This window comes from Francisella-like endosymbiont (assembly GCF_003069505.1).
In the GTDB taxonomy this organism is placed as follows: domain Bacteria; phylum Pseudomonadota; class Gammaproteobacteria; order Francisellales; family Francisellaceae; genus Francisella.
On sequence record NZ_QAPC01000003.1, the window covers coordinates 62,929 to 86,717 of the forward strand.

Genomic DNA, 23,789 nt, shown 5'->3' on the forward strand with positions numbered 1-23,789 from the left:
AATGAAACTCGAAAATATTTATCTTCAAAGAATTCGTGAACTTGACTTGAGAGTGGATTCTTTGCAACTTGAAGCTATTAGACGGTTGCAACAAATAGTAGATCAGCTCAATTCAAAAAAAAATCTAAGTTGAGGTTGTTTAACAAATCTTTTTATCCTTATATCAAAGGATTATATATGTGGGGTGGTGTAGGTCGTGGTAAGACCTTTATAATGGATATCTTTTACAATAACCTCACAATAAAGAATAAAGAAAGGCAGCACTTTTCACATTTTATGAAAAACATTCATGAGCAACTGAGAAAATATCAGGGGGGAAACCCAATTTCAAAAGTTGCTTATGACATGGCGAAACAAACACAAGTTATATGTTTTGATGAATTCTTTGTTGAAGATATTGCTGATACTATGATCTTAGGCAGCATTTTTACCGAGTTATTTAAGTTTGGTGTGGTATTGGTAGCAACCTCAAATATAGAGCCAGAAAAACTTTATAAGAATGGTTTGCAACGCGAATTGTTCTTACCTGCTATCGATATTTTACTTAAAAATGTTGACGTACTAAATTTAGATTCTGGGGTTGATTACAGGTTTCGTTTGCCTACTACGTATCTAAATTATCTCTATCCATACAATGAGCATAATCGTAAAAATTTCTTTTATAAATTCTTCCTTAGAAATAGTTATTTTGATAAAGATCTTAGTATACGAGTCTTAGCTAGGGATATTCCAACAATATTGCTAAGTCATAAAGATGTTTGTTTTGACTTTAAGGTTATTTGTGGTGATGGTAGAAGTACTCATGATTATATAGAAATTTGTGATACATATGAACAGCTTTTTATCTATAATCTAGTTGGATTTGATTATCATAATGAAGATATGGCTAGACGCTTTATTACATTAATAGATGAGTTTTATGATCAGAATAAAAAGGTTGTGATTCTTGCTAATTGTGATTTTAAGGACTTATATAATGGCGAAAGGCTTAAGTTTGAGTTTCAACGGACTATAAGCCGATTAAATGATATGCAGAACTCACAGTTTGGAGTTATAGATGAATAAGGTTGATTTTATTGAAGTTACAGATGATATCATAGGCCAGCGTATTGATAACTTTATGTTAAGTAGATTTTCTCGGCTACCTAAATCTTTAATTTATCGTTGGATTCGTAAAGGTGAACTACGTGTAAATAAAAAAAGAGTCAAGCAGACATCACGTGTAAGATCGGGAGATATTGTCAGAGTACCACCATTTAGTTTAGAAGAAGGTGTTAAGCTAATAAAAGTCTCACAGTCCCATCTGGATTTTTTGGAACAGCGTATTCTTTATGAGAATGATGACTATATAATAGTTGATAAACCATCAGGCATGGCAGTACATGGTGGCTCTGGAGTTAATTCAGGATTAGTTGAGCGTCTAAGGCAGCTACGGCCTAAAGTTAGACGTTTAGACTTAGTGCATAGGCTTGATAAAGAAACATCTGGGTGTGTACTTTTAGCAAAAAAACATAGCTCTTTGGTATATTTCTTTGATATCTTCAAGCAACACAAAGTTAATAAGGTTTATTATGCGATAGTTCATGGCCACTGGGATAAAAAAATCACTACAATAGATTTACCTTTAAAAAGAACTAAAACTAAAGATGGTCAAAGAGTTGTTAAAGTTGATAGTAAAGATGGAAAACAGGCTTTAACTAAGATTGTATCAGTTCGGCATTTACAAGGAGGCTTTAGTCTACTTGAGATAAAACTAGAAACAGGTAGAACTCATCAAGTTAGAGTGCATACAAAAGCGATTGGTCATCCTATTGTTGCAGATAAGAAATATGGCTTTGCTACTAAAGATCAATTGTTGTTAGACAAGGGAATTGATAAGCTATTATTGCATGCGGGTAAGTTAGAGTTCTACGATGAAAAGCAAAACAAGCAAATATCAGTAAAAGCGGCTTTAGATTCTAGATTTGAGAAATTTATGCAAGAGTAGAATTAGTCTTTATTATCTTTTATCATAACCAATATTACAAGCGAAGCGATCATACTTGCAACTAGAGTTGTAAATGCAAAATGGTATGAGTTTAATTCAAAGTACTTAATATCAGCAGAACTAGTATATTGAGAAATAATTTCCCCTGTTTTATTTATGTACTTGCCAGTCCATGAACAATCTAGGAAATATCCTATAAGTGGGTCAAATATTGCACCTAAAATTGGTTCACCTGTATTTATGAAAGCAGCAACAGTTGTTATTATTATAGGATTTATACGGTTTCCTATAGCAAATGAAAGCATATAGATTCCTAAACATAGACCAAAGATAAACAACATTATTGCTGATATTGTAGCGCTTGTTTTTGTCAATAAAACAAAGCTGAGTGCTATAGTACCAATGATATGAAAGAATATCATCACTCCTTTTCTACTATCAAGGATTTCAGATAATTTGCCAATAATTGGCGATCCAATAGCCATACCGATAAAAATCATCGAGATTATACTAGCAGCTTCTTCTCTTGAGATATGATATGCTTCTCTGAAATAAGCATTACCCCAGAAACCAGCAAAAGCATCAACTGCCGTAAAGCTTAAGCCGACGTAAAATGTTAAGAGCCAGTTATTTTTATTTTTGATGACTTCTTTAAGAGTACTGAGAGTTTTTAGCTGATTACTAGGCGAGCTAGCTTCTGGTTGTTTAGGATTAAAATCACGCACAAAAATATAGTAAACTACAGCAATCAGTAAGCTAGCTACCGAGAATAGTAGCATAGCTATTTTCCAATCACCACAGAGTGTTATCAGGTAAGCTAGTGGAGCTTGAGCACATAGCGCACCAATCATTGCTGCTGTAGCAAGGAAACTCGCAGCAAAAGCAAATTTGCGTGGCTCAAACCACACTGAGACAGCTTTGAGATAGGATATAGTAGCAAAGGATACACCTAAACCAGTGGTTATCCTTGCTATGTATGCTATACTTAGACTACCTAAGTTTGCTGCAACAGTAAATAATATAACACCAGTGGCAGAAATTGTGATTGAAATTGGGCTAATTAGTCTAAAGCCAAATTTATCGATAATTGGTCCAGCTAAAAAGAGTTGGCATATAATGATAGACCAAAAAAATGCTGAACCTAAAGCTCCTGTTTGTGTAGTATTAGTACCAAAGCTAGACATCATATCATCAGTAATTAGACTTGGAAATACTTGCATTACATACTTGTCAAATAATAAAAATGAGCTAAGTATTATTATTATCCATGCATAACCACGTATATTATATATCCTTTGTTCCATATGCTACTAGTTAAGATAGTGTGAAATTTAATTTTATGGTTCAAAGTTCTATAAATCAAGCATTAAAGTTTTTCTTTGCTAATATGGGCTTTTTTGGTATGATAAGGTGGCGTTTTGATTGATGAGACTGATATATATGTTAACAAATATTAGGATTGATACCAAAAAATTTATCTTACTTCAATTAATCTTGGCATTAGTTGGTTATTTTGTTATTTTAGTATTTTATGGTTATATTTATGTTAATTCATTTTTAATAGGATCATTAACAATGTTTTTAGCTAATTTTATGTTTTTTTTCAGACTATTTATAAATAAGCAGTTAAGCCCGGGGGTTGAAATAGTAATATTTTATCTCAGCGAGTATCTGAAACTAAGCATTGTAGCACTGCTGACGATATTGTTAGCAATTTATATAAAACCAAAATTATTTTCTTACATTTTTGGTTTAGTTTTGTTACAATTAACTTTGTGTTTTGTGCCTATCTTGTTCAAAAAAGGGAGGTAGGTTTATTTAAGTGGTCATATTAAAGATAGATAATATACATACTGGTGGAATGAATAAATGGCAAATACAGAAGTGGGCTCTCAAGTGGCTACTGAATATGTGCAGCACCACTTGCATCATTGGCAAGTAAGCTTAGGTCAAGGTTCTTTTTGGCAGCTTAATGTTGATTCATTATTGGTGAGTGTTATACTGGGAGTTGTATTTATACTAGTTATGTTTTTAGCAGCTAGAAAGGCTAATTCGGATATTCCTGGTAGATTTCAGAATATGATCGAAGCTGTGTGGGAATGGATGGATGGAATGGTTGCTGAAAATTACCATCACAAAAGAGATTTTATTACACCGTTGGTACTTACTATCTTTGTTTGGGTGGTTTTGATGAATTTAATGGACTTACTTCCTGTTGATCTTTTTGGTTGGATAATTAGTTTCTTTACTACTAGCCACGAAGCTTATTTCAGGGTTGTGCCTACTGCTGATCTTAATGTTACTTTTGCTATGTCAATAGCTGTTTTCTTCCTAGTAATTTTTTATAATCTTAAGGCAAAGGGTTTTGGACTAGTTAAAGAAGTGTTAAGCTCACCTTTTGGTGTTTGGTTACTTCCTTTAAATATCTTTTTTAGACTGGTTGATGAAATAGTTAAGCCAGTTTCACTGTCACTGCGTTTGTTTGGTAATATTTTTGCAGGAGAGCTTATATTTATCCTTATAGCTTTGTTACCATGGTGGTTTCAGTGGACTCTTGGTGGTATATGGGCAATATTCCATATTCTAATTGTTTTAATACAGGCTTTTGTATTTATGATGCTAACTGTTGTCTATTTAAATATGGCACAGGAAGCTCACTCAGTTTAAACTAATCTAAAACATAAATCTTTAATAAAACAGGAGAAATAAAAAATGGATATGTCTTTACAGGTTTTAGGAAACTTAAATGGTTTGACAGCAATTGCAGTAGCTTTACTGATATCATTACCAGCTTTAGGAACAGCAATAGGTTTTGGTGTTTTAGGTGGTAAATATCTTGAAGGCGTTGCGCGCCAACCTGAGTTAGGTGGAATGTTACTTGGTCGTATGTTTATTGTTGCGGCTTTCGTTGATGCATTCGCTGCTATCTCAATAGCAATTGGTTTCTTAGTTCTTTATGCAAACCCTCTAGCAATTCCTGGCTTGGCTGAAACAGCTCAGAAAGTAATTGGTGCGTAATTAAACAATAAAATCATAAGTTTCATTATCTAAAGGATGAGTAGATGGATATTAATATAACTCTAATAGGGCAAATGATAACATTTGCAATCTTTGTTGGATTTACAATGAAGTTTGTATGGCCCCCGCTACGTAAGGCTTTAAAAGAGCGTAGAGACAAGATTGCTGAAGGTCTAGCATCTGCTGATAGAGCATCTAGAGGGCTAGAGGTTTCTAAAAGACAATCTGCAGAGATTTTGCGTGAAGCTAAGGCTAAGGCAACCGAAATAGTTGAAAATGCTTATGTAAGGGCTCATAAGGTTGATGAGCAAGCAAAAGAGGAGGCTATTGCGGCTGCTGATAAGATCAAAAGTATGGCTATTGCTGAAATAGAGCAAGAAAAGATTAAAGCAAAAGAGCAACTTAAGCAAGAACTTGTTAGTCTAGCTATGGCAGCTGCTAGTAAAATCATAGCAGTAAGTGTTGATGAAAAGGCTAGTAGAAAAGTTTTAGAAGACTTTATAGAAAAAGTATAACTTTTAATAAGGTAGACACATGACAAATATAAGTGTAATTGCGAGGCCATATGCCAAAGCAGCATTTGAGTTTGCAAATGAACATAACCTACTACAACAATGGTCTAAGTTGATTCAAACATTTTCTGAGTTAATCAAAGATAGCTCTGTGGCTGCAATTATATCTAGTTCTACTGTATCTCAGATTGAGATTATAGATGCTCTAAAAAAACAATTAGATGAAAGCTTTTTTAATTTTCTTGCTTTGATAGCTGAAAATAAAAAGTTGTCAATAATGCCAGAAATAGCAAACCAATTTGAGTCTATTAAAAATATCCATAACAATATTAGAGTGGCTAATGTTACTTTAGCTTATGCTACAGATAAAAATATCTTGGATAGCTTGAAAGCTAGTTTGGAGAGGAAATTTTGCTGCACTATTGATATGCATATAAATATTGATCCAGCGATAGTTGGTGGAGTAGTGGTCAAGGTTGGAGATACAGTTATTGATAGTTCAGTATCTGGCCATTTAGAGACATTAAAAAGTATTTTGTTATTATAAATTATAGGAAGTGAGCTTATGCAACTAAGTCCATCAGAAATAAGTGGTTTAATAAAACAAAGAATTGAGAAGTTTGATAATTCAGTTGAACTAAAGTCAGAAGGTACAATTGTCAGTGTTGCTGATGGTATTGTTACTATTTATGGATTGAATAATGTCGCAGTTGGTGAAATGGTTAAGCTACCAGGAGATGTGTATGGTCTAGCTCTCAACTTAAATACAGACTCGGTTGATGCTGTAGTTTTAGGTGAATATGAGCATATCAAAGAAGGTGATAAAGCATACTGTACTGGCAGAATTTTAGAAGTACCAGTTGGCGAAGCTCTTTTGGGTAGAGTTGTCGATGCATTAGGTAATCCTATCGATGGTAAAGGTGAGGTGGCAACTGATTTAACTTCACCTATCGAAAAAATTGCTCCTGGTGTTATTTGGAGAAAATCAGTAGATCAAGCATTGCAAACAGGTATTAAGTCAATTGACTCGATGGTACCAATTGGTAGAGGTCAAAGGGAGCTTATCATTAGTGATAGACAGATTGGTAAAACTGCAATTGCTGTTGATACGATTATTAACCAAAAGGGTACAGGTATTAAATGTATCTACGTTGCTATTGGTCAGAAGGCATCTACAATTGCAAATATTGTAAGACAGCTTGAAGAGCATGGTGCAATGGAGCATACGATTATTGTTGCAGCTACAGCTTCTGATTCTGCAGCATTACAATACATTGCACCATATGCTGGATGTTCTATGGGTGAGTACTTTAGAGATCGCGGTCAAGATGCACTTATCGTTTATGATGATTTGACTAAGCAAGCATGGGCTTATAGACAGATTTCATTACTATTAAGAAGACCGCCTGGACGTGAAGCTTATCCTGGTGATGTATTTTACCTTCACTCAAGACTACTAGAAAGAGCAGCTAGAGTAAATGAAGAATATGTAGAGAAATTTACTAATGGTGAAGTTAAGGGTAAAACTGGCTCATTAACAGCATTACCAATCATTGAAACACAAGCTGGTGATATCTCAGCATTCGTTCCTACGAATGTTATTTCAATCACTGATGGACAGATATTCTTAGAGACAGATTTATTTAACTCTGGCTTAAGACCTGCAATAAACCCTGGTAACTCTGTTTCACGTGTCGGTGGTGCAGCACAAACTAAGATTATTAAAAAACTTGGTGGTGGTATCCGTTTAGCACTTGCACAGTATAGAGAACTAGAAGCATTTTCACAATTTGCATCGGACTTGGATGAAGCAACTCGTGCACAATTAAATAGAGGCCAAAGAGTAACAGAATTACTAAAACAAAAGCAATTCTCAACTTTATCTGTGGCTTTAATGGCATTGTCACTTTATACCGCTGATAATGGTTACTTAGACAGCTTAGAAGTTTCAGAAGTGATACCTTTCGAATCAGCTTTACATGCACTAGCAGAAACTAAGTATGCTGATGTAATTGCAGAAATTAATGAAACAGGTAAGTATGATGCAGAGATTGCTAATAAGTTAAAAACTATTGTTGAAGACTGTAAAGCAAATCAAGCTTGGTAATAGGAGTATAGACGATGTCTAATGCTAGAGAAATACGTTCCAAAGTGCAGAGTGTTAAGAACACACAAAAAATTACCGGTGCAATGGAATTAGTTGCTGCTAGTAAAATGAGAGGAGCAATTGTTAAGATGAATAATGTGCGTCCTTATGTTGAAAGCGCAAACACTATTATCAAAAATGTCACAGCTGCAAGTATTGATTATCCTAATCCTTATTTGTTTGATAGAGAGGTAAAAAGAGTCGGTTACATAGTTGCATCTACAGATAGAGGTCTGTGTGATGGTCTTAATATTAACCTTTTTAAATATGTTCTAAAAAATATTAAGAACAATATCGAAGATAAGATTGGAATTGATGTATGTGTGATTGGTTCAAAAGCTGAAAATTTTTTTGCAAAATTAAAAGATGTCAATATTGTAGCAACAGGTCATTATAACGATAAAGAAAAAAAAGGAAGTATTAGAGCTATTGGTGGTGCAGTTAAAGTAATGCTAGATAAGTTTACTACAGGTGAGATTGATAGATTATATATGAGCAGTAACCAATTTGTAAGCACGATTAAACAAAAACCTAGATTACAAACATTGCTACCTATTCAAGATATTTTCTCAGCAGAAGAAATAAAAGTAAATAAAGAAAAAGCATTTAAAGGTCATTGGGATTATATTTATGAAAGAGATATAGAAGAAGTTTTAAATGCTCTATGTATCAGATATATTGAAGCTCAAGTTAGAGGTGCGATATTAGAAAATGCAGCATGTGAGCAAGCTGCTCGTATGATGGCAATGAAAAATGCAACTGATAATGCTAGTGATATAATTGATCAGTTGAAATTAGATTACAATAAAGTAAGACAAGCTATGATTACGCAAGAGCTTGCAGAAATTTGTTCAGGTGCGGCAGCAGTTTAGGAGAGGTAAATGAGTACAGGTAAAATTATTCAAGTGATTGGTGCTGTTATTGATGTGGAGTTTGCTCTAGATAACACACCTAAAGTATATGATGCATTAAATGTGATAGAAACTAGTCTAATATTAGAGGTACAACAACAGATTGGTGATGGCATAGTTCGTACTATTGCTATGGGATCTAGTGATGGTCTTAGACGCGGTATGGAAGTTAAAAATACAAATGCACCTATTTCTGTTCCAGTTGGTCATGGCACGCTTGGACGTATTATGAATATATTAGGTGAGCCAATAGATGAGGCTGGGCCAATTGAATATACTGAGAAAAGATCTATCCATCAAGTTCCCCCTGCATATGATGAGTTAGCATTAAGTACGGAAATACTCGAAATAGGTATTAAAGTAGTCGATCTTATCTGCCCATTTGCTAAAGGTGGTAAGGTAGGTCTATTTGGTGGTGCTGGTGTTGGTAAAACTGTAACAATGATGGAGCTTATCAATAATATTTCAAAAGAGCATAGTGGTTATTCAGTGTTTGCTGGTGTTGGTGAGAGAACTCGAGAGGGTAATGATTTTTACTATGAGATGAAAGATTCTAATGTACTAGATAAAGTATCATTGGTATATGGTCAGATGAATGAGCCACCCGGAAACAGATTAAGAGTAGCTCTTAGTGGTCTTACTATCGCTGAAGGTTTCCGTGATGAAAAGCGTGATGTTTTGATGTTTATTGATAACATATATCGTTATACATTGGCAGGTACAGAAGTATCAGCACTATTAGGCCGCATGCCATCTGCTGTAGGTTACCAGCCAACACTTGCTGCTGAGATGGGTGCATTACAAGAGCGTATTACATCCACTAAGACAGGATCTATTACTTCTGTTCAGGCTGTATATGTACCAGCAGATGACTTAACAGACCCTTCTCCAGCTACGACTTTCTCACATTTAGATGCAACAATTGTATTATCACGCCAGATTGCTGAGCTTGGTATTTATCCTGCGGTTAATCCTCTAGATTCAACTTCTAGACAGCTAGATCCACTAGTTGTGGGCCAGGAACACTATGAAACAGCTCGTGCAGTGCAGAAAGTACTTCAAAGATACAAAGAGTTGAAAGATATTATTGCTATTTTAGGTATGGATGAATTATCTGATGAAGATAAGAAAATTGTAGATAGGGCTCGTAAGATTCAGAGATTTCTATCACAGCCATTCCATGTCGCAGAGGTATTTACTGGTAATCCTGGTAAATTCGTATCACTTAAGGATACTGTAGCAAGTTTCAAGGCTATAGTTAACGGTGAATATGATCATTTACCAGAGCAAGCTTTCTATATGGTTGGTTCTATACAAGAAGCTATCGAGAAAGCAAAAACTCTATTATAATAGGTTATTGATATGACAAAAAAATATCTAAAAGTTGACGTTGTTAGTCCTGTAGGTTCAGTTTTTAAAGGTGAAGCTGATATGGTGCGTCTGCGTGGCTCTGCTGGTGAAATGGGGATAGCATACGGTCATACTGAACTATTATCTACTTTACCAGCTGGTGTAGTAAATGTTAGAAAAGATCAGTATACTGATGTACTATATGTTTCAGGTGGCATAGTAGAAGTTACTCCAACTCGTGTAACTATTATGGTTGATGATATGGAGAGAGCTGAAAACCTTAATCAGGCTGAAGCAGAGAAAGCAAGAGCAAGAGCAAAAGAAGTTCTCAAAAATCCAGGTGCTTCAAAGCTTGATATTGAAGCAGCTAACAAAAGACTAAAAGAGGCAGATGCCCGCCTTAAAGCACTTAACTCTTCAAAGGGTCTGTATTATTCAAAAGATGAATAATAATTCACACTAATAACAGAATCAAGACTATATTTTTTGATACAAAATGATAGGCTATTCAAACAAACTAATCTAAGAAAATCAAAATAACTATTGGTAATGGATTAATTTATAATTACTCATTAATTAAAATGCTTTAAATTTAGAGCTATTATTATGATATCAGGATAAAATTATTTATAATTCATAAAATATAATATTTTGACCCTTTTTTGATAAATGAGAAAATTTTTTATACAGCTTATAATATTTGCTTTAACATTACCGTTAATGCTAAAGGCTACACCATTAGCTAATTTAGGCTCAGATTCTAAAGTTTCTGAAAGATTATTACCGAACAGAATAATCGCATGATTCCTCGATATTCGTACTCCAGGTTCGACAACAAGAGTTGATATGCAAAAGGCCAAAAAAGATGGCTATAATGTTATGATAGTTGCTTATGGGGAAGTTTATGATAATGATATAGGTTTTTATACTACTTCTGTAACTTCTACACAGACTATAATAGATAAAATTCGTAATGCTAAAAAAGCAGGAATGGAAGTATTATTGGCTGTTGATGGGAGTCCTAACACTTTCCATTCTGGAATTAAGCAAGGAACTTTAGATCCAAAAATTTTTGGTAATGATATTTCTGATACACAAATAAAAGTTTTAGCTAATAATATAGTTTGTTTTTTAAACAAAAATGATCTTGATGGTATTGTATATAGCATTAAAAAATTTACATCAGCTGACTTTATTGCCAAACTTTCAGCAGCTATAAAAAAAATAGCTGCAAAAATAATAATTGCTGCTGAGCCTGAAGTTAACAATTATAAATTAGTTACGACAGGTGTCAGTAATGATTATGACAAGGCTATTCATGAGGGTAATATAGATTATCTGTTTATACAAGAATATGGTGCATTTCCCGAGTATGATCCAAGTTTTATTTCTGAAAGCTATTCAAAGATTATTGAAAATGCCAATATTCCTCTTAAGACAAAAATTTTGATAACAGAGCCAACAAATGCTGTTTCTGGCGGAACAAATACTATTTATCATCCGCAGGGGAACGCAACAAAATCATTATCAACTGAGCAAGCGGTAAAATTAATATTACCACAACTTGAGAAGCTAAAATTTAAACCAAGGTTTGCTGGTGTTGCCGGGTGGTCATTGAATACAGATTATGCTGCTGATCTATATGGAGATTCTTCGCATAATGCTGGAGCCTTTGCAAAAGGGTTTAGTGAGTGCATTTATAAGAATACTTGTGTTGAAATAGATAATAAAATAGAGGGTCCAGTCGTTGCTGGGGTTTTACCGTTGTGGGGCAAAAGTAGCTCTTATAATATTTCTGGTCAGCAGATAAATACTACTCCGATAAGCATATCAATGCCAAAAGATAAGGAGTATTGTGATTATAATCCTAATGTTTGTAAGTATAATGTCATTATAGCGGCATATCTAACCTACACTAATAGTAAAGGTTTTGAACTATCTTTTAATGAGGAGAATGGCAGTTCAAAGAAAATATATTCTACAAAAGAACTAAAGGCTTTGATAGCTTATATGAATTCTAAAGGAAAACATACAATCATTTCTATTGGTGGTAAGTATTCTCATGTTGATTGGGAGACGATAAATCTAAGTGACCTTATAAAAATCGTTCAAGAGTTTGGTTTTAATGGCATAAATTTTGACTTAAGTAGTTCTGATATACCTAAGAATGAGAAAACAGTAAAGGTAGCTGCTGATAAAATAAATAAATTAACCACAACATTAAGACAAAATAACCGTGGTTTTTGGTTAACTTTTTCTCCTGAGTGGCACTATATAGTTGCACCATTAGCCAAAAATGACAAAGATAATATTTATGTCAACTATAATTACATTGAATTATTAGATAGCGTTGGTACGAATAAAATAAATTATATTTGGCTTAACACATATGCTGATAAACCTTCTGATGGAATTTTAAGTTTTTATCAGGATAAAAATGCAGAGCATATAAAAATTACTCCTGCTGATGGTTATGCTAAGTTCTTGGCAGCACTTGCTTGGGCTTTGACGACGCAAGTAGGCTATGACGTAAATATGCCAAAGTATGATGAAATTGATAAACCTTTGGATATTCCTGCTAATAAGTTGGTCTTAATGATTCCTGCAACCAAGGGTACTACTCATGGTAGGATGATGTATGTATTAACTGAAAAAGATATCAAAGAAACAGTCTCTTTGATGAAAGAAAATAAGGCATCTTTTGCAGGTTTTGCAGTTTGGAGTATCGATTTTGATGCAACTAATATTAACAACGGTGATTTGGGTAATGGCTATAGCCATAAGCCTTGGAGTACAACAGCTGCAATTTTAGATGTTAGTTTACCACCTATAGTGTCACAAATAAAAGATCAGATAAAACAACAAAATAAAGTTATTCCATCAATACAGGGACAACAGCAAAGTATAGAGACTGGGGTTATAAATTATCCTGATAAAATTGGCTCTTATAATACTGATACTATCATAAATTTTCAAGGTAAAAAATATAAGTGTAAGTCTAATTTAGAAGTCAAATTTTGTAATGATAAAGGATACATTCCAAATGGACTATATGGTTATCTTGCTTGGGATGAGATTAGCACTAAGCCTAAGGCAAAAACTAAACAGTGCAAACTTGCTGCTGGTGAAATAGTCAAATACCCAAATTTTATTGGAAATTATAAAGTTGGACAAATTGTTATTGCTGGTGATAGAAAGTTTGAATGTCAAAAGCAAGAGTTATGTAATGATAAATCATACCGACCTATAGGCAAAAGTTGTTATCTTGCTTGGAGTGATATAACTGATGATGTTGCTCACTTGACAAATGAAGCTAAACAGTTTAAGCCCAAGGGTGCTGAGTATATTTATCCATATGGTATAGAGGACTATAAGTCAGGTACTATAGTTACTGTCGGTCAAGAACTATACCGCTGTAATATTGGTCCTGAATCTAGTTTATGCGCTAGTGAAGCATATAAACCAACTGGTAAGTATGGTGCAGATGCTTGGACAAAAATAGATGGTAAGTAAAGATATTTATGTTTCATTATTTTACAGAATTAATTAGCTTTTTTAGTTCGCCAGATTCATTCATTTCCATAATTATATCGCAGCCACCTATCAGTTCTCCTTTTATCCAAAGTTGAGGGAATGTTGACCAGTCAGCATATTTTGGTAAAACAGCTCTTATATCAGGATTTTCTAGAATGTTCACAAAAGCAAATGGCTTACCACATGATCTAACTGCTGTTGCTGCATGAGCAGAAAAACCACATTGTGGTAGGTTTGGTGAGCCTTTCATATATAAAATGATATCATTTTCTTTAATTGTTTTTCAATTCGATCAACTACTTTTTGTTCTTCTGGAGTATACATTTTGCTTCCTTTTTTATTTTAATTAAATAACTAAGTTTAGAAATTTTACCTAAAAGATGATAGCATATTATAATATATGGGTATAGTAAGAAGATACTACAAAGTTAATTCAACTGATTCAAGGAGAGTAAGCAAATGAAATTTGAATTACCAAAACTACCTTACGATGTCGACGCATTAGAGCCAACAATATCAAAAGAAACTATAGAATATCATTATGGTAAACATCATCAAACATATGTAACTAACCTGAATAATTTAGTTGAGGGCACTGAGCATGCTGGCAGAAACCTAGAAGAAATCATAAAGACTTCTTCTGGTGGTATATTTAATAATGCTGCTCAAGTTTTTAATCATACTTTTTATTGGAATTGTTTGACTCCTAACAAAACTGAGGCTTCTAGTCAGCTAAAAGCATCGCTAATTGAGGCATGTGGTTCTGTAGAAAATTTTAAAGAGCAATTCTCAAAAGTAGCTATCGCAACATTTGGTTCTGGTTGGGCTTGGTTAGTAAAAAATACTGACGGCAGGCTTGAAATTGTAACGAAAAGTAATGCAGGTTGTCCGTTAACAGAGAACAAAAAACCATTATTAACATTTGATGTTTGGGAGCATGCTTACTATATCGATTATCGTAATGCTAGACCTAAGTATGTTGAAGCGTTATGGGATATCGTAAACTGGGAATTTGTTTCTGAGCAGTTTGCCGATTAGGATTTGCCTTAATAGTTAAAAAATAAAACTTCTTTATTCTCTTTTGTAATCGGAGTTTTATCAATAGTAGCTATAGTGTCTGTAGCTATGTTGTTTCCAGGTTTGTAATTATCGACTACATTTAAGATATATAGTGTTGATAATTCTGCTATTACCTTGGATAATATTTATGCTATCTATCTCTTTTATTTTCTGATAAATGTTAATAAATAAGAATTAGTGTAAGTTTGCCATTAATTTTATTCTTGTTCTAGAGATAAATATTAGTAGTGATATAAACATTCCGACTATAAAACTGAAGATAAACAATCCTTCCCATCTGTAGTGTGCTTGAATATATCCAGCTAAAGGTCCTACAAACACCCTTGCTAAAGAGTCTATTGAACTTAGAATTGCGAATTGAGTAGCTGAGAATTTTACATTAACAATACTCATTATCATTGCTACTAATACTGCTGTACCCATTGCACCACAAAAATATTCTACACTTACGGAAATTAGCATGAGATAATAATTTTTACCAACTATTGCTAATAATACATAAGTTAAATTTGCACATGCCATAATAATACTGAAGTATAAGAAGCTTTTATAAATGCCAATCTGTTTTGCAATCAGACCTCCAACAATTAAGCCACCTAGCGATGCAAATAAAGATAACACCTTATAAGAAACCGCAATAGTAGTTTTACTAAATCCAAGGTCGATAAAGAAGATTGAGTTAAGTGAAAATGCTATTGCATCAGCTAGTTTATAGCTTATGAGAATAATTATTATAATTATCGCAGTATTTAAACCTTGACGCTTAAAAAACTCAACAAAAGGTAGTACAAAAGCATCCCTAAAGCTTTTAGGAGCCTCTTGATACTGACTTTCTTTAATTAGCAGAGTATAAAGAGGGCAAATGATAAAAAATGGAGTAATCATTAACCAAGCAAGGTTCCAGTTGTTGTTAAGCCTATCTACGATGATTAAAACTAATGATCCCGTTACTAGCATACCAATACGATAACCCATAACTGCTATAGCATTTCCAAGCGCTCTTTCGTGCTCTAGGAGAACTTCTGTTTGGTAAGCGTTTATAGCAATATCTTGTGTTGCTGATACAAAGCATATTAGAAAACCAATAAAAGCAATTATAAGGGGTGAGTTTACTGGTGAGAATCGACTCATAATTGCAATTAGTATAACTAAAAGCACTTGAGTTAGTAGTATCCAGCCTTTTCTGCGTCCCAATCTAGGTATTTTTACCTTATCCAAGAAAGGAGCCCACAAATACTTAAATGTGTAAGGGATCGCTATAAGAGTTAAAAAACCAATATCTCTAGTTTCTATACCATTATCTTTATACCACAAAAATAATGATGAGGCTGTAAGCATAAGAGGAAACCCTGATGCATAACCTAATATTAGCATAGTAAACATTTTGGCTTCTTTTAAAGAAGCTGTGAGTTTCTCTATAAGTGATGGAGAATTATTCATTTTGTTACCTGGCAGATTTTACATAAACTCAAATTCTAGTTGAAATAGCTAAGAAAGTAAATAAAAAATGAAGTAGAGAAATAAAATTAGAAAATTCTGCTTGTTGCACCTGTATATAACTGTCTTGGACGACCAATCTTTTGTGCTGGATCATTAACCATCTCGATCCACTGAGATATCCATCCTGATGTTCTTGCTAAAGCAAATATAGCTGTAAACATATCTTCTGGAATGTCCATAGCTTTTAAAATGATTCCTGAATAAAAATCAACATTAGGGAAAAGCTTTCTCTCAATAAAAAATTCATCTTGTAAAGCAATTTCTTCTAACTTTTTAGCTACTGTTAGAAGAGGGTTGTCACTATAACCAAGTTTAGCAAGAATTTCTTCACAGTTCTTTTTCATTGCTGTAGCTCTTGGATCAGTGTTTTTGTAGACTCTATGTCCGAAGCCCATTAGTCTAAATGGATTGTCTTTATCTTTTGCTTTAGCAATATACTTATCGATATTTTCAGTGCTACCAATTTCAGATAACATTTTAAGTACAGCTTCATTAGCACCACCATGAGCAGGCCCCCAAAGTGCAGTAATACCAGCGATAATCGCAGCGTAAGGAGAATTGCCAGTTGATCCTGATAATCTTACTGTTGATGTTGAAGCATTTTGCTCGTGATCAGCATGAAGCATAAATATTGTGTCCATCGCTTTGATATGTAGCTCATCTGGCTTGTAGCTCTCATCTTCAGCAAACATCATATATAAGAAATTCTCAGCATAGTCGTATTCTATTTTAGATTCTAAGAATTTTTTACCTTGATTATGTCTATAAGCCATAGCTGCTATAGTTGCAATTTTAGCTATGATATTTTTAGCAACCTCATCTTGAGATTCTTTTTGTTCCGTATGGACATATTCTGCAGCTAGGACATTAACACCAGCTATTAAGCCTGACATCGGATGAGTATGCTTAGGCATTGCAGCTATTACAGCTTTGACATGCTCGCACACAGGCATTTTAGCAATAATTTCTTGTCTAAAGCTTTTTACTTGTTCATCATTTGGTAGTTCTCCATAAATCAATGCATAGCAAAGAGTTCTGTAGTTTGACTTTTGAGTCCATTCTTCGATTGGATAGCCTCTGTGTAAGAGTATACCTTTACCACCATCGATATATGTGATTTTAGATTCGCATGCAGCTGTAGACATGAATCCAGGATCATAAGTAAAAATTCCATATTTTACCAATGATGAAACATCTATGCAATCATTACCTAAGCTAGGAGAATATACTGGTAATTCTACTTCAATATTCTTATCTGCATACTTAAGAGTTGCGTATTTACTCATTATATATGGCCTCCAAGTAAAGAGTTGATTAAAATAATAATGCAAAGGTTTGCATAAAAGATACCTTTTGCTAAAAGCTAAAATACCTATGAGGTATCATTCAGGGCAATAATAAGCTAAAGAACTTTGTTTTGCAAATAAAAAAACTCATAACTTGTATACTTAAATTAGGGTTATAATTGTTAGTGATTAATTGAACTATTGTGTTTATCTTTTAGTGAGATTTAAAATCAAAAAATCGCTTAACTATTGAATTTGTTTGAGCAAAAATATATCATTAAGAGGTGTTGTAATAACATTGGTTACATCTAATCTACTTCTCTACAAAAATTGCTTCGGAGGAATGTCGAGCATGAAAAAAATTACTAACATTGACTTGATATCAATAAAATCGTATAACTTCCCGATTACAGCTATTAGTTCAATTATGCATCGCATATCAGGAGTGGTTTTAATTATTGCAATACCACTTTGTGTAGTTGGAATGAACTATGCTCTTGCAGGGCCTGGTGGCTATCAGCAAACAGTCGACTTGTTAACTAAAAGTTGGTTTAGCGTATTTTTCTGGCTTTTCTTATCATCGATAGCATATCATTTTTATGCAGGTATTAGACATATGATTATGGATATGGGTTTCGGTGAGAGTATGAAAGTCGCTAAACTTACATCGTTACTGGTTATCATTTTGGGTGTTTTATCAGCTATTTTATGGGGATGCTACTTATGGCTGTAATTTCATTAACTTCTTCTGGAATTAAAGACTTTTTTGTACAAAGAGTTACAGCTGTAATTATTGCTGTATACTTTGGCTATCTCATCGTAGAAGCTTTGTACTTGTCGCATATAGGAGCTCTTAACTATGATAGTTGGAGAGCCTTGTTTACTGATGGGATGTTTTTTAGAGTTGCTACATTGATGGCTTACTTGGCGATGTTTTTTCATGCTTGGGTAGGTATCTGGATTATATGTAGTGATTATATTAAATGTGCATGGGCTTCTGCGCTTGTGATGCTGAGCTTTGTTTTGGTATATGTATTCTGCTTTTTTTGGTTATTTGCAGTTTTATTTTTCTATTAAGAGGTTGTTTTTATGAGTAGAGCTACGCAAGAATTTGACGCTATTGTTATCGGTGCTGGTGGTGCAGGTTTAAGAGCTTCTTTTCAGTTATCACAGTCAGGTTTAAAAACTGCTGTTGTTTCTAAAGTTTTTCCAACAAGATCACATACTGTTGCTGCTCAGGGTGGTATTGCTGCGGCACTTGGTAATATCAAATTTGAAGATGATCTGCCATCAGATGACTGGAGATGGCATATGTATGACACTGTTAAAGGTTCCGATTATATTGGTGACCAAGATGCTATCGAGTATATGTGTGAACATGCACCACAGTCTATTATTGAGTTAGAGCATATGGGTATGCCTTTTTCGCGTCTAGAAGATGGTAAGATATATCAACGTGCTTTTGGTGGGATGTCGAGGAATTATGATCCAGCTAATCAAGCTCAAAGAACATGTGCAGCATCTGATAGAACTGGTCATGCTCTTTTGCATACGCTTTATCAAGGTAATTTGGCGCACAAAACTGATTTCTATACAGAATGGTTTGCTGTTGATTTAGTTAAAGCAAACGATGGTAGCATTGCTGGTGTTATAGCTCTTTGTATTGAAACCGGAGAGACTGTTTTCCTAAAATCAAAAATTACAATACTTGCAACAGGTGGTGCAGGACGCATATATGAATCTAGTACTAATGCGTATATCAATACGGGTGATGGTATGGGTCTTGTGCTAAGAGCTGGTCTGCCACTACAAGATATGGAGTTTTGGCAATTCCATCCGACTGGTATAGCTGGCACTGGTGTGCTAGTTACAGAAGGTTGTCGTGGTGAGGGTGGTATTCTGCGTAATAAAGATGGTGAGAGATTCATGGAAAGATATGCACCAAATGCTAAAGACCTTGCTTGTCGTGATGTTGTATCGCGTGCTTCACAACAAGAAATTATGGAAGGGCGTGGAGATACCTTTGGTGGTTCAAACTGTGTATGGTTGGATCTGACGCATCTTGGTGAAGATGTTATTGATGAGCGATTGCCTACTGTTCGAGAGCTTGCTAGAACATTTGTAGGTATTGATCCTGTTGAGAAGCCAATTCCAGTAGTGCCAACATGTCACTATCAAATGGGGGGTATCCCTACCAATAAGTTTGGCCAAGTAATTACCCAAGAGAATGGCCAAGATAAAATCATCGGTGGTTTATATGCTGTTGGTGAATGTGCCTCTGTTTCTGTGCATGGCGCAAATAGACTTGGTAGTAACTCGTTGTTGGATTTAGTTGTGTTTGGTCGAGCTGCGGGTATGCATGCTGAACAGAGCCTAAAAGAAGGCATGGTGATGAAAGAAACTTCGCAAGAAAATATTGAGAAAGCTACTGCTAGAATCAAAAAATGGGATACTTCAGAGCAGAGAGGTTGTAAAGAAAAAATTTCTGAATTAAGAAAAGAGCTACAGCAAATAATGCAACAATACTTCTCTGTATTTAGACAAGAAAGTACGATGAAAGAAGGGCTTGATAAGTTATTTAAACTTAGAGAAAGGCTTGATAATGCTATATTAGAGGATGGCTCGAGAGTTTTTAATATGATGAGAATTGAAGCGCTAGAGTTAGATAATTTGATGCTAACAGCAGTTGCTACAGCAAAGCTTGCTTTAGAGCGAAAAGAGTCTAGAGGAGCACACTCTAGAGTTGATTATCCTGAAAGAGATGATAAGAATTGGATGAAGCATACGCTATACTTCCTAGATAAAGATAGAACATCATTACGTGATGTAAACATGTCTCCTACTAAAGTAAAAGCTTTTCAACCATCAGAACGTAAGTACTAATACAAGGATTTAATATAATGGAAGTAAGATTTAAAATTTATAGATATAATCCAGAAGTTGATAAAAAACCTTATTACGATGAGTACACGGTTGAAGTAGAAAATCAAGATGTTAAGGTTCTAACAGCTCTTGAACTAATTAAAGAGCAGGATCCTTCCCTTGCTTTAAGAAGATCTTGCCGTGAAGGTGTTTGTGGTTCTGATGGTATGAATATCAATGGTAAGAACCGTTTGTCTTGTATTACTTCGGTTGGTGAGTTGAAGCAACCTATCAAAGTTAATCCTCTACCAGGATTACCTGTGATTAGAGATTTAATTGTGGATATGAAACAGTTTTATAAGAACTATGAGAAAGTCAAGCCGTATCTTATCAACAGTGATGAGCCACCTATTAAGGAAAGACTACAATCGCCAGAGGATAGAGCTAAGCTTGATGGTTTGTATGAGTGTATTTTATGTGCTTGTTGTACTACATCATGCCCTTCGTTCTGGTGGAATCCGGATAAGTTTATAGGCCCTTCTGGATTGCTACAAGCTTACAGATTCATCGCAGATTCAAGAGATACTGCTACAGAGCAAAGACTTGAAGATCTAAAAGATCCATTTAGTCTGTTTAGGTGTAGGACTATTATGAACTGTGTTTCTGTATGTCCAAAAGGCCTTAACCCTACAGAAGCAATAGGTAAGATTAGATCAGCATTATTAAAGAAGAGTGTATAAAAATTAAAATCTGATATTTGGGTATCTATATGAAAAAAAAACAACTGGATTTTAGTCAATGGCTGGAGACTACTCAGTTTTTTGGAGGTAATCTAGAATACCTTGAGTCAATATATGACGATTATATAACTGGCAACCATGATGGAATAGATCCTAAGTGGATGTCCTTTTTTGATTCTATAGCAAACTCAACAGATACAGTTCATCGTAAACTAGTTGATGAGTTTAAATACTTGGCTAAAAATAAAACTAATACAGCTAACGTAACCATAGTTGTAAGTGCTGAAGGCAATATTAGTCTAAAAGCTAAAGCTCTAGTTAAAGCTTACCGTTCTTATGGTTATAAATCAGCTAATATCGATCCACTTAGACTGACAAGGTTTGAAAGAGATTCAGATTTGGAGTTAGCAGCACATGGATTATCTGAAAAAGATCTAACTGAGTTGGTTAATTTAGGAAGCTTTACTGGTAATAAAGCAGTTCCTTTACCACAGGTTATCAATAAAGCTAAGGCAATCTATGAATCTAATATTGGCTATGAGTATGGATATATTGGTAACAAAGAAGAAAAACTTTGGCTTCAAGACAGAATAGAAGATACTAATGCTATTTCTAATGACAACAAAAAATGGATTTTACAACAATTAGTAGCTGCTGAAGGCTTAGAAAAATATCTTGCACTAAAGTATGTAGGTCAAAAAAGATTTGGCTTGGAAGGTGGTGAGTCGCTAATTCCATCTTTACAGCATATAATTGAAAAATCTGTTTCTAGGCATTCAACTCGCTTTATCCAGTTGGGTATGGCACATAGAGGGCGCCTAAATGTATTAGTCAATGTGTTGGGTAAAAACCCTAAAGATTTATTTGAAGAGTTTGAAGGTAAACAAAGCGAAAAAAGCTTATCTGGTGATGTGAAGTATCATATGGGTTATTCTAACTATAGAAGCACTGATGGTAAAGAAGCTAAGATCGCCTTAGCATTTAACCCATCGCATTTAGAGGCTGTTGACCCGGTTGTTGAAGGTGCTGCTAAAGCAATTCAAGACAAACTAGATGATGATGTTTACAGTAAAGTTTTACCAATATTGATACATGGTGATTCAGCTTTCTGTGGCCAAGGCGTAGTAATGGAAACCTTTGGTTTCTCGCTTACAGAAGCATATAGCACAGGAGGAACAATTCATATTGTTGTAAACAATCAGGTTGGTTTCACTACAAGTAGCGCTTTTGGTGTAAATAGAAGCAGTAATTATTCTACTGATGTGGCTAAAATGGTTGATGCGCTGATATTTCATGTAAATGGAGATGATCCAGAAGCTGTGCTTAAAGTTACAGATATTGCTCTAGAATATCGTATGAAATTCAACAAAGATGTTGTTATTGATTTAGTGTGTTACCGTAGAAATGGGCATAATGAGACTGATGAACCATCAGGAACACAGCCACAGATGTACGAAGTGATTAAGAAACTTCCTTCAACACTGAAACTATATAGCGACAAGTTGATAAAAGAGGCTGTGGTTGATACTGATTATTTTGCGCGCATGAATGCTAATTACCGTAGCAAATTAGATAGTGGTAAGGTTACAGTTGATATTCTTGATAGAAAACTAGTCAAGGATAAGCTAAATGTTTATGATTGGATTCCTTACCTTGGTAAACAAGAAACTAAATACACTTATAAACCTATACCAAAGAGAACTCTTAAGGAATTGGCTTTAAAAATGTGCAAAATACCTGAAGAAATAAGTGCACAGATGCAAGTCAAAAAAGCTGTTACTGATAGAATCAAAATGGCTAATAGTGAAATTCCTCTAAACTGGGGATTTGCTGAGTCGCTTGCGTATGCAACATTACTTAATGACGGATATCCGGTGAGAATTTCTGGTGAAGATAGTGGTCGAGGGACTTTTTCTCATCGTCATGCTGTGGTCAAAAATATGAATACTAAGTCGCAGCTAAAAGAGTATGTACCGTTAAAACACATCAATGAAAATGTGAGATTTGATGTTATCGACTCGACTCTTTCAGAATATGGCGTATTAGGTTTTGAATATGGTTACAGCTGTTACAGTCCTGATGCTCTAGTCGTATGGGAAGCTCAATTTGGAGATTTTGTTAATACAGCACAAGTTGTAATTGATCAGTTTCTTGTTGCAGCAGAAGAAAAATGGGGTATTCTATCAGGTTTAACTTTATTCTTGCCACATGGTCAAGAAGGTGCAGGAGCAGAACATTCATCTGCAAGATTAGAAAGATTTTTAAGCTCTTGTGCTAATGATAATATGCAAGTATGTACACCTACAACACCTGCGCAAATTTATCATCTATTAAGACGTCAAGTTATTAGACCGCTTAGAAAACCTTTGATTGTAATGACACCTAAGAGTTTGTTGAGAAATCCTATGGCAGTCTCTTCATTAGAAGAGCTCTCTCAAGGTAAATTTGAGGCAATAATTGATGATGTAAATGCTAAAGAAAATAAAGTTAAAAAACTTATACTATGTAATGGTAAGGTTTATTATGATCTTATGGCTAAGAAACAAGATACGCATGAAGATACAGCTGTTGTAAGATTAGAGGAGTTGTATCCTTTTCCACAACAGCAACTTGCGGAAATATTTGCTAAATATAACAATGCTAATAAAGTAATATGGTTACAAGAAGAGCCTCAAAACAAAGGTGCTTGGTATAATATTAGACCTTTTATCGAGAAGTTAATAGGTAAAAACCAAGAGTTGCTATGTGTCGCAAGAGATAGATCTTCAACACCTGCAGTTGGATACCATGCTTTATATGTAAAACAACAAGAAGAAATTATTAACAGAGCTTTAGAAAATATAGAATTAAATTATTACTAGGA

Annotated in this window: 19 protein-coding genes and 3 pseudogenes; 18 read left to right on the forward strand and 4 right to left on the reverse strand. The window is 34.4% G+C overall.

Translation table 11 applies throughout. The annotated features are described in order from the left end of the window. Position 1: 1 nt before the first annotated feature. Together zapE and C9379_RS05875 are read left to right on the forward strand one after the other, a co-directional pair. Positions 2 to 1,065: pseudogene (gene zapE / locus C9379_RS05870) on the forward strand (cell division protein ZapE). Then, on the forward strand, positions 1,058 to 1,987 hold the full coding sequence (locus tag C9379_RS05875) for an RluA family pseudouridine synthase (protein WP_143385421.1): 930 nt from the start codon (positions 1,058 to 1,060) through the stop codon (positions 1,985 to 1,987). The pseudogene zapE and the gene C9379_RS05875 overlap by 8 nt, the downstream one beginning before the upstream one ends. A 2-nt stretch (positions 1,988 to 1,989) precedes the next feature. Here the strand turns inward: C9379_RS05875 and C9379_RS05880 are convergent, their stop codons facing one another. After that, positions 1,990 to 3,291: an MFS transporter gene (locus tag C9379_RS05880; protein WP_343377554.1), complete on the reverse strand. Its 1,302-nt coding sequence runs from the start codon at positions 3,289 to 3,291 to the stop codon at positions 1,990 to 1,992. 136 nt (positions 3,292 to 3,427) lie between these two features. On the opposite strand from C9379_RS05880, the gene C9379_RS05885 reads away from it, so the two are divergent. The 10 genes and pseudogenes from C9379_RS05885 to C9379_RS05930 all read left to right on the forward strand — a co-directional run bounded on the left by C9379_RS05885 (position 3,428) and on the right by C9379_RS05930 (position 13,437). After that, the gene (locus tag C9379_RS05885) at positions 3,428 to 3,799 is read left to right on the forward strand and encodes an ATP synthase subunit I (protein WP_143385419.1); all 372 of its coding nucleotides are present in this window, start codon (positions 3,428 to 3,430) and stop codon (positions 3,797 to 3,799) included. Between the two features lie 57 nt (positions 3,800 to 3,856). Further along, a complete protein-coding gene (atpB, locus tag C9379_RS05890) occupies positions 3,857 to 4,654 on the forward strand; it encodes a F0F1 ATP synthase subunit A (protein WP_143385418.1) in 798 nt (265 codons plus the stop codon). Between the two features lie 45 nt (positions 4,655 to 4,699). Beyond that, a complete protein-coding gene (locus C9379_RS05895) occupies positions 4,700 to 5,005 on the forward strand; it encodes a F0F1 ATP synthase subunit B (RefSeq protein WP_143385417.1) in 306 nt (101 codons plus the stop codon). Between the two features lie 44 nt (positions 5,006 to 5,049). Next, complete coding sequence (locus C9379_RS05900) at positions 5,050 to 5,520, forward strand: F0F1 ATP synthase subunit B (RefSeq protein ID WP_143385416.1); 471 nt, start codon at positions 5,050 to 5,052, stop codon at positions 5,518 to 5,520. Positions 5,521 to 5,539: 19 nt separating this feature from the next. Beyond that, on the forward strand, positions 5,540 to 6,064 hold the full coding sequence (locus C9379_RS05905) for a F0F1 ATP synthase subunit delta (RefSeq protein WP_143385415.1): 525 nt from the start codon (positions 5,540 to 5,542) through the stop codon (positions 6,062 to 6,064). Between the two features lie 18 nt (positions 6,065 to 6,082). Continuing rightward, entirely contained in the window at positions 6,083 to 7,624 is a 1,542-nt protein-coding gene (atpA, locus tag C9379_RS05910; RefSeq protein ID WP_143385414.1) for a F0F1 ATP synthase subunit alpha, read from the forward strand. A gap of 14 nt (positions 7,625 to 7,638) precedes the next feature. Next, positions 7,639 to 8,535: a F0F1 ATP synthase subunit gamma gene (locus C9379_RS05915; protein WP_143385413.1), complete on the forward strand. Its 897-nt coding sequence runs from the start codon at positions 7,639 to 7,641 to the stop codon at positions 8,533 to 8,535. A gap of 9 nt (positions 8,536 to 8,544) precedes the next feature. Beyond that, positions 8,545 to 9,924: a F0F1 ATP synthase subunit beta gene (gene atpD / locus C9379_RS05920; RefSeq protein ID WP_143385412.1), complete on the forward strand. Its 1,380-nt coding sequence runs from the start codon at positions 8,545 to 8,547 to the stop codon at positions 9,922 to 9,924. A gap of 12 nt (positions 9,925 to 9,936) precedes the next feature. Further along, positions 9,937 to 10,374 carry a F0F1 ATP synthase subunit epsilon gene (locus C9379_RS05925; protein WP_143385411.1) on the forward strand — a complete coding sequence of 146 codons (438 nt, stop codon included), beginning with the start codon at positions 9,937 to 9,939 and terminating at the stop codon, positions 10,372 to 10,374. Positions 10,375 to 10,593: 219 nt separating this feature from the next. Further along, positions 10,594 to 13,437, forward strand: a pseudogene (locus C9379_RS05930) (glycoside hydrolase family 18 protein). A 16-nt stretch (positions 13,438 to 13,453) separates the two neighbouring features. Here C9379_RS05930 and grxD read toward each other — a convergent pair. Further along, a pseudogene (gene grxD, locus C9379_RS05935) lies at positions 13,454 to 13,782 on the reverse strand (Grx4 family monothiol glutaredoxin). Between the two features lie 135 nt (positions 13,783 to 13,917). On the opposite strand from grxD, the gene C9379_RS05940 reads away from it, so the two are divergent. Further along, a complete protein-coding gene (locus tag C9379_RS05940; protein ID WP_143385410.1) occupies positions 13,918 to 14,496 on the forward strand; it encodes a superoxide dismutase in 579 nt (192 codons plus the stop codon). Positions 14,497 to 14,712: 216 nt separating this feature from the next. Here C9379_RS05940 and C9379_RS05945 read toward each other — a convergent pair whose 3' ends face one another. Both C9379_RS05945 and C9379_RS05950 read right to left on the reverse strand, forming a co-directional pair. Next, positions 14,713 to 15,978, reverse strand: coding sequence for an AmpG family muropeptide MFS transporter (locus tag C9379_RS05945; RefSeq protein WP_143385409.1), 1,266 nt, complete (start codon positions 15,976 to 15,978; stop codon positions 14,713 to 14,715). A gap of 86 nt (positions 15,979 to 16,064) precedes the next feature. After that, entirely contained in the window at positions 16,065 to 17,324 is a 1,260-nt protein-coding gene (locus C9379_RS05950) for a citrate synthase (RefSeq protein ID WP_143385408.1), read from the reverse strand. Positions 17,325 to 17,583: 259 nt separating this feature from the next. Between C9379_RS05950 and sdhC the strand changes: the two genes are divergently transcribed. Genes sdhC through C9379_RS05975 form a run of 5 tightly spaced genes read left to right on the forward strand, consistent with a single transcriptional unit; the run spans position 17,584 to position 23,787 of the window. Continuing rightward, positions 17,584 to 18,057 carry a succinate dehydrogenase, cytochrome b556 subunit gene (gene sdhC / locus C9379_RS05955; RefSeq protein WP_143385407.1) on the forward strand — a complete coding sequence of 158 codons (474 nt, stop codon included), beginning with the start codon at positions 17,584 to 17,586 and terminating at the stop codon, positions 18,055 to 18,057. Continuing rightward, positions 18,033 to 18,401 (forward strand): succinate dehydrogenase, hydrophobic membrane anchor protein, encoded by a 369-nt coding sequence (gene sdhD / locus C9379_RS05960; RefSeq protein ID WP_143385406.1) that lies wholly within the window; start codon positions 18,033 to 18,035, stop codon positions 18,399 to 18,401. Before sdhC ends, sdhD begins: the two co-directional genes overlap by 25 nt. A gap of 12 nt (positions 18,402 to 18,413) precedes the next feature. Beyond that, positions 18,414 to 20,207, forward strand: coding sequence for a succinate dehydrogenase flavoprotein subunit (sdhA, locus tag C9379_RS05965; RefSeq protein WP_143385405.1), 1,794 nt, complete (start codon positions 18,414 to 18,416; stop codon positions 20,205 to 20,207). A gap of 17 nt (positions 20,208 to 20,224) precedes the next feature. Continuing rightward, on the forward strand, positions 20,225 to 20,926 hold the full coding sequence (locus C9379_RS05970) for a succinate dehydrogenase iron-sulfur subunit (RefSeq protein ID WP_143385404.1): 702 nt from the start codon (positions 20,225 to 20,227) through the stop codon (positions 20,924 to 20,926). Between the two features lie 29 nt (positions 20,927 to 20,955). Further along, the gene (locus tag C9379_RS05975; RefSeq protein WP_143385403.1) at positions 20,956 to 23,787 is read left to right on the forward strand and encodes a 2-oxoglutarate dehydrogenase E1 component; all 2,832 of its coding nucleotides are present in this window, start codon (positions 20,956 to 20,958) and stop codon (positions 23,785 to 23,787) included. The last annotated feature ends 2 nt before the right edge of the window (positions 23,788 to 23,789 follow it).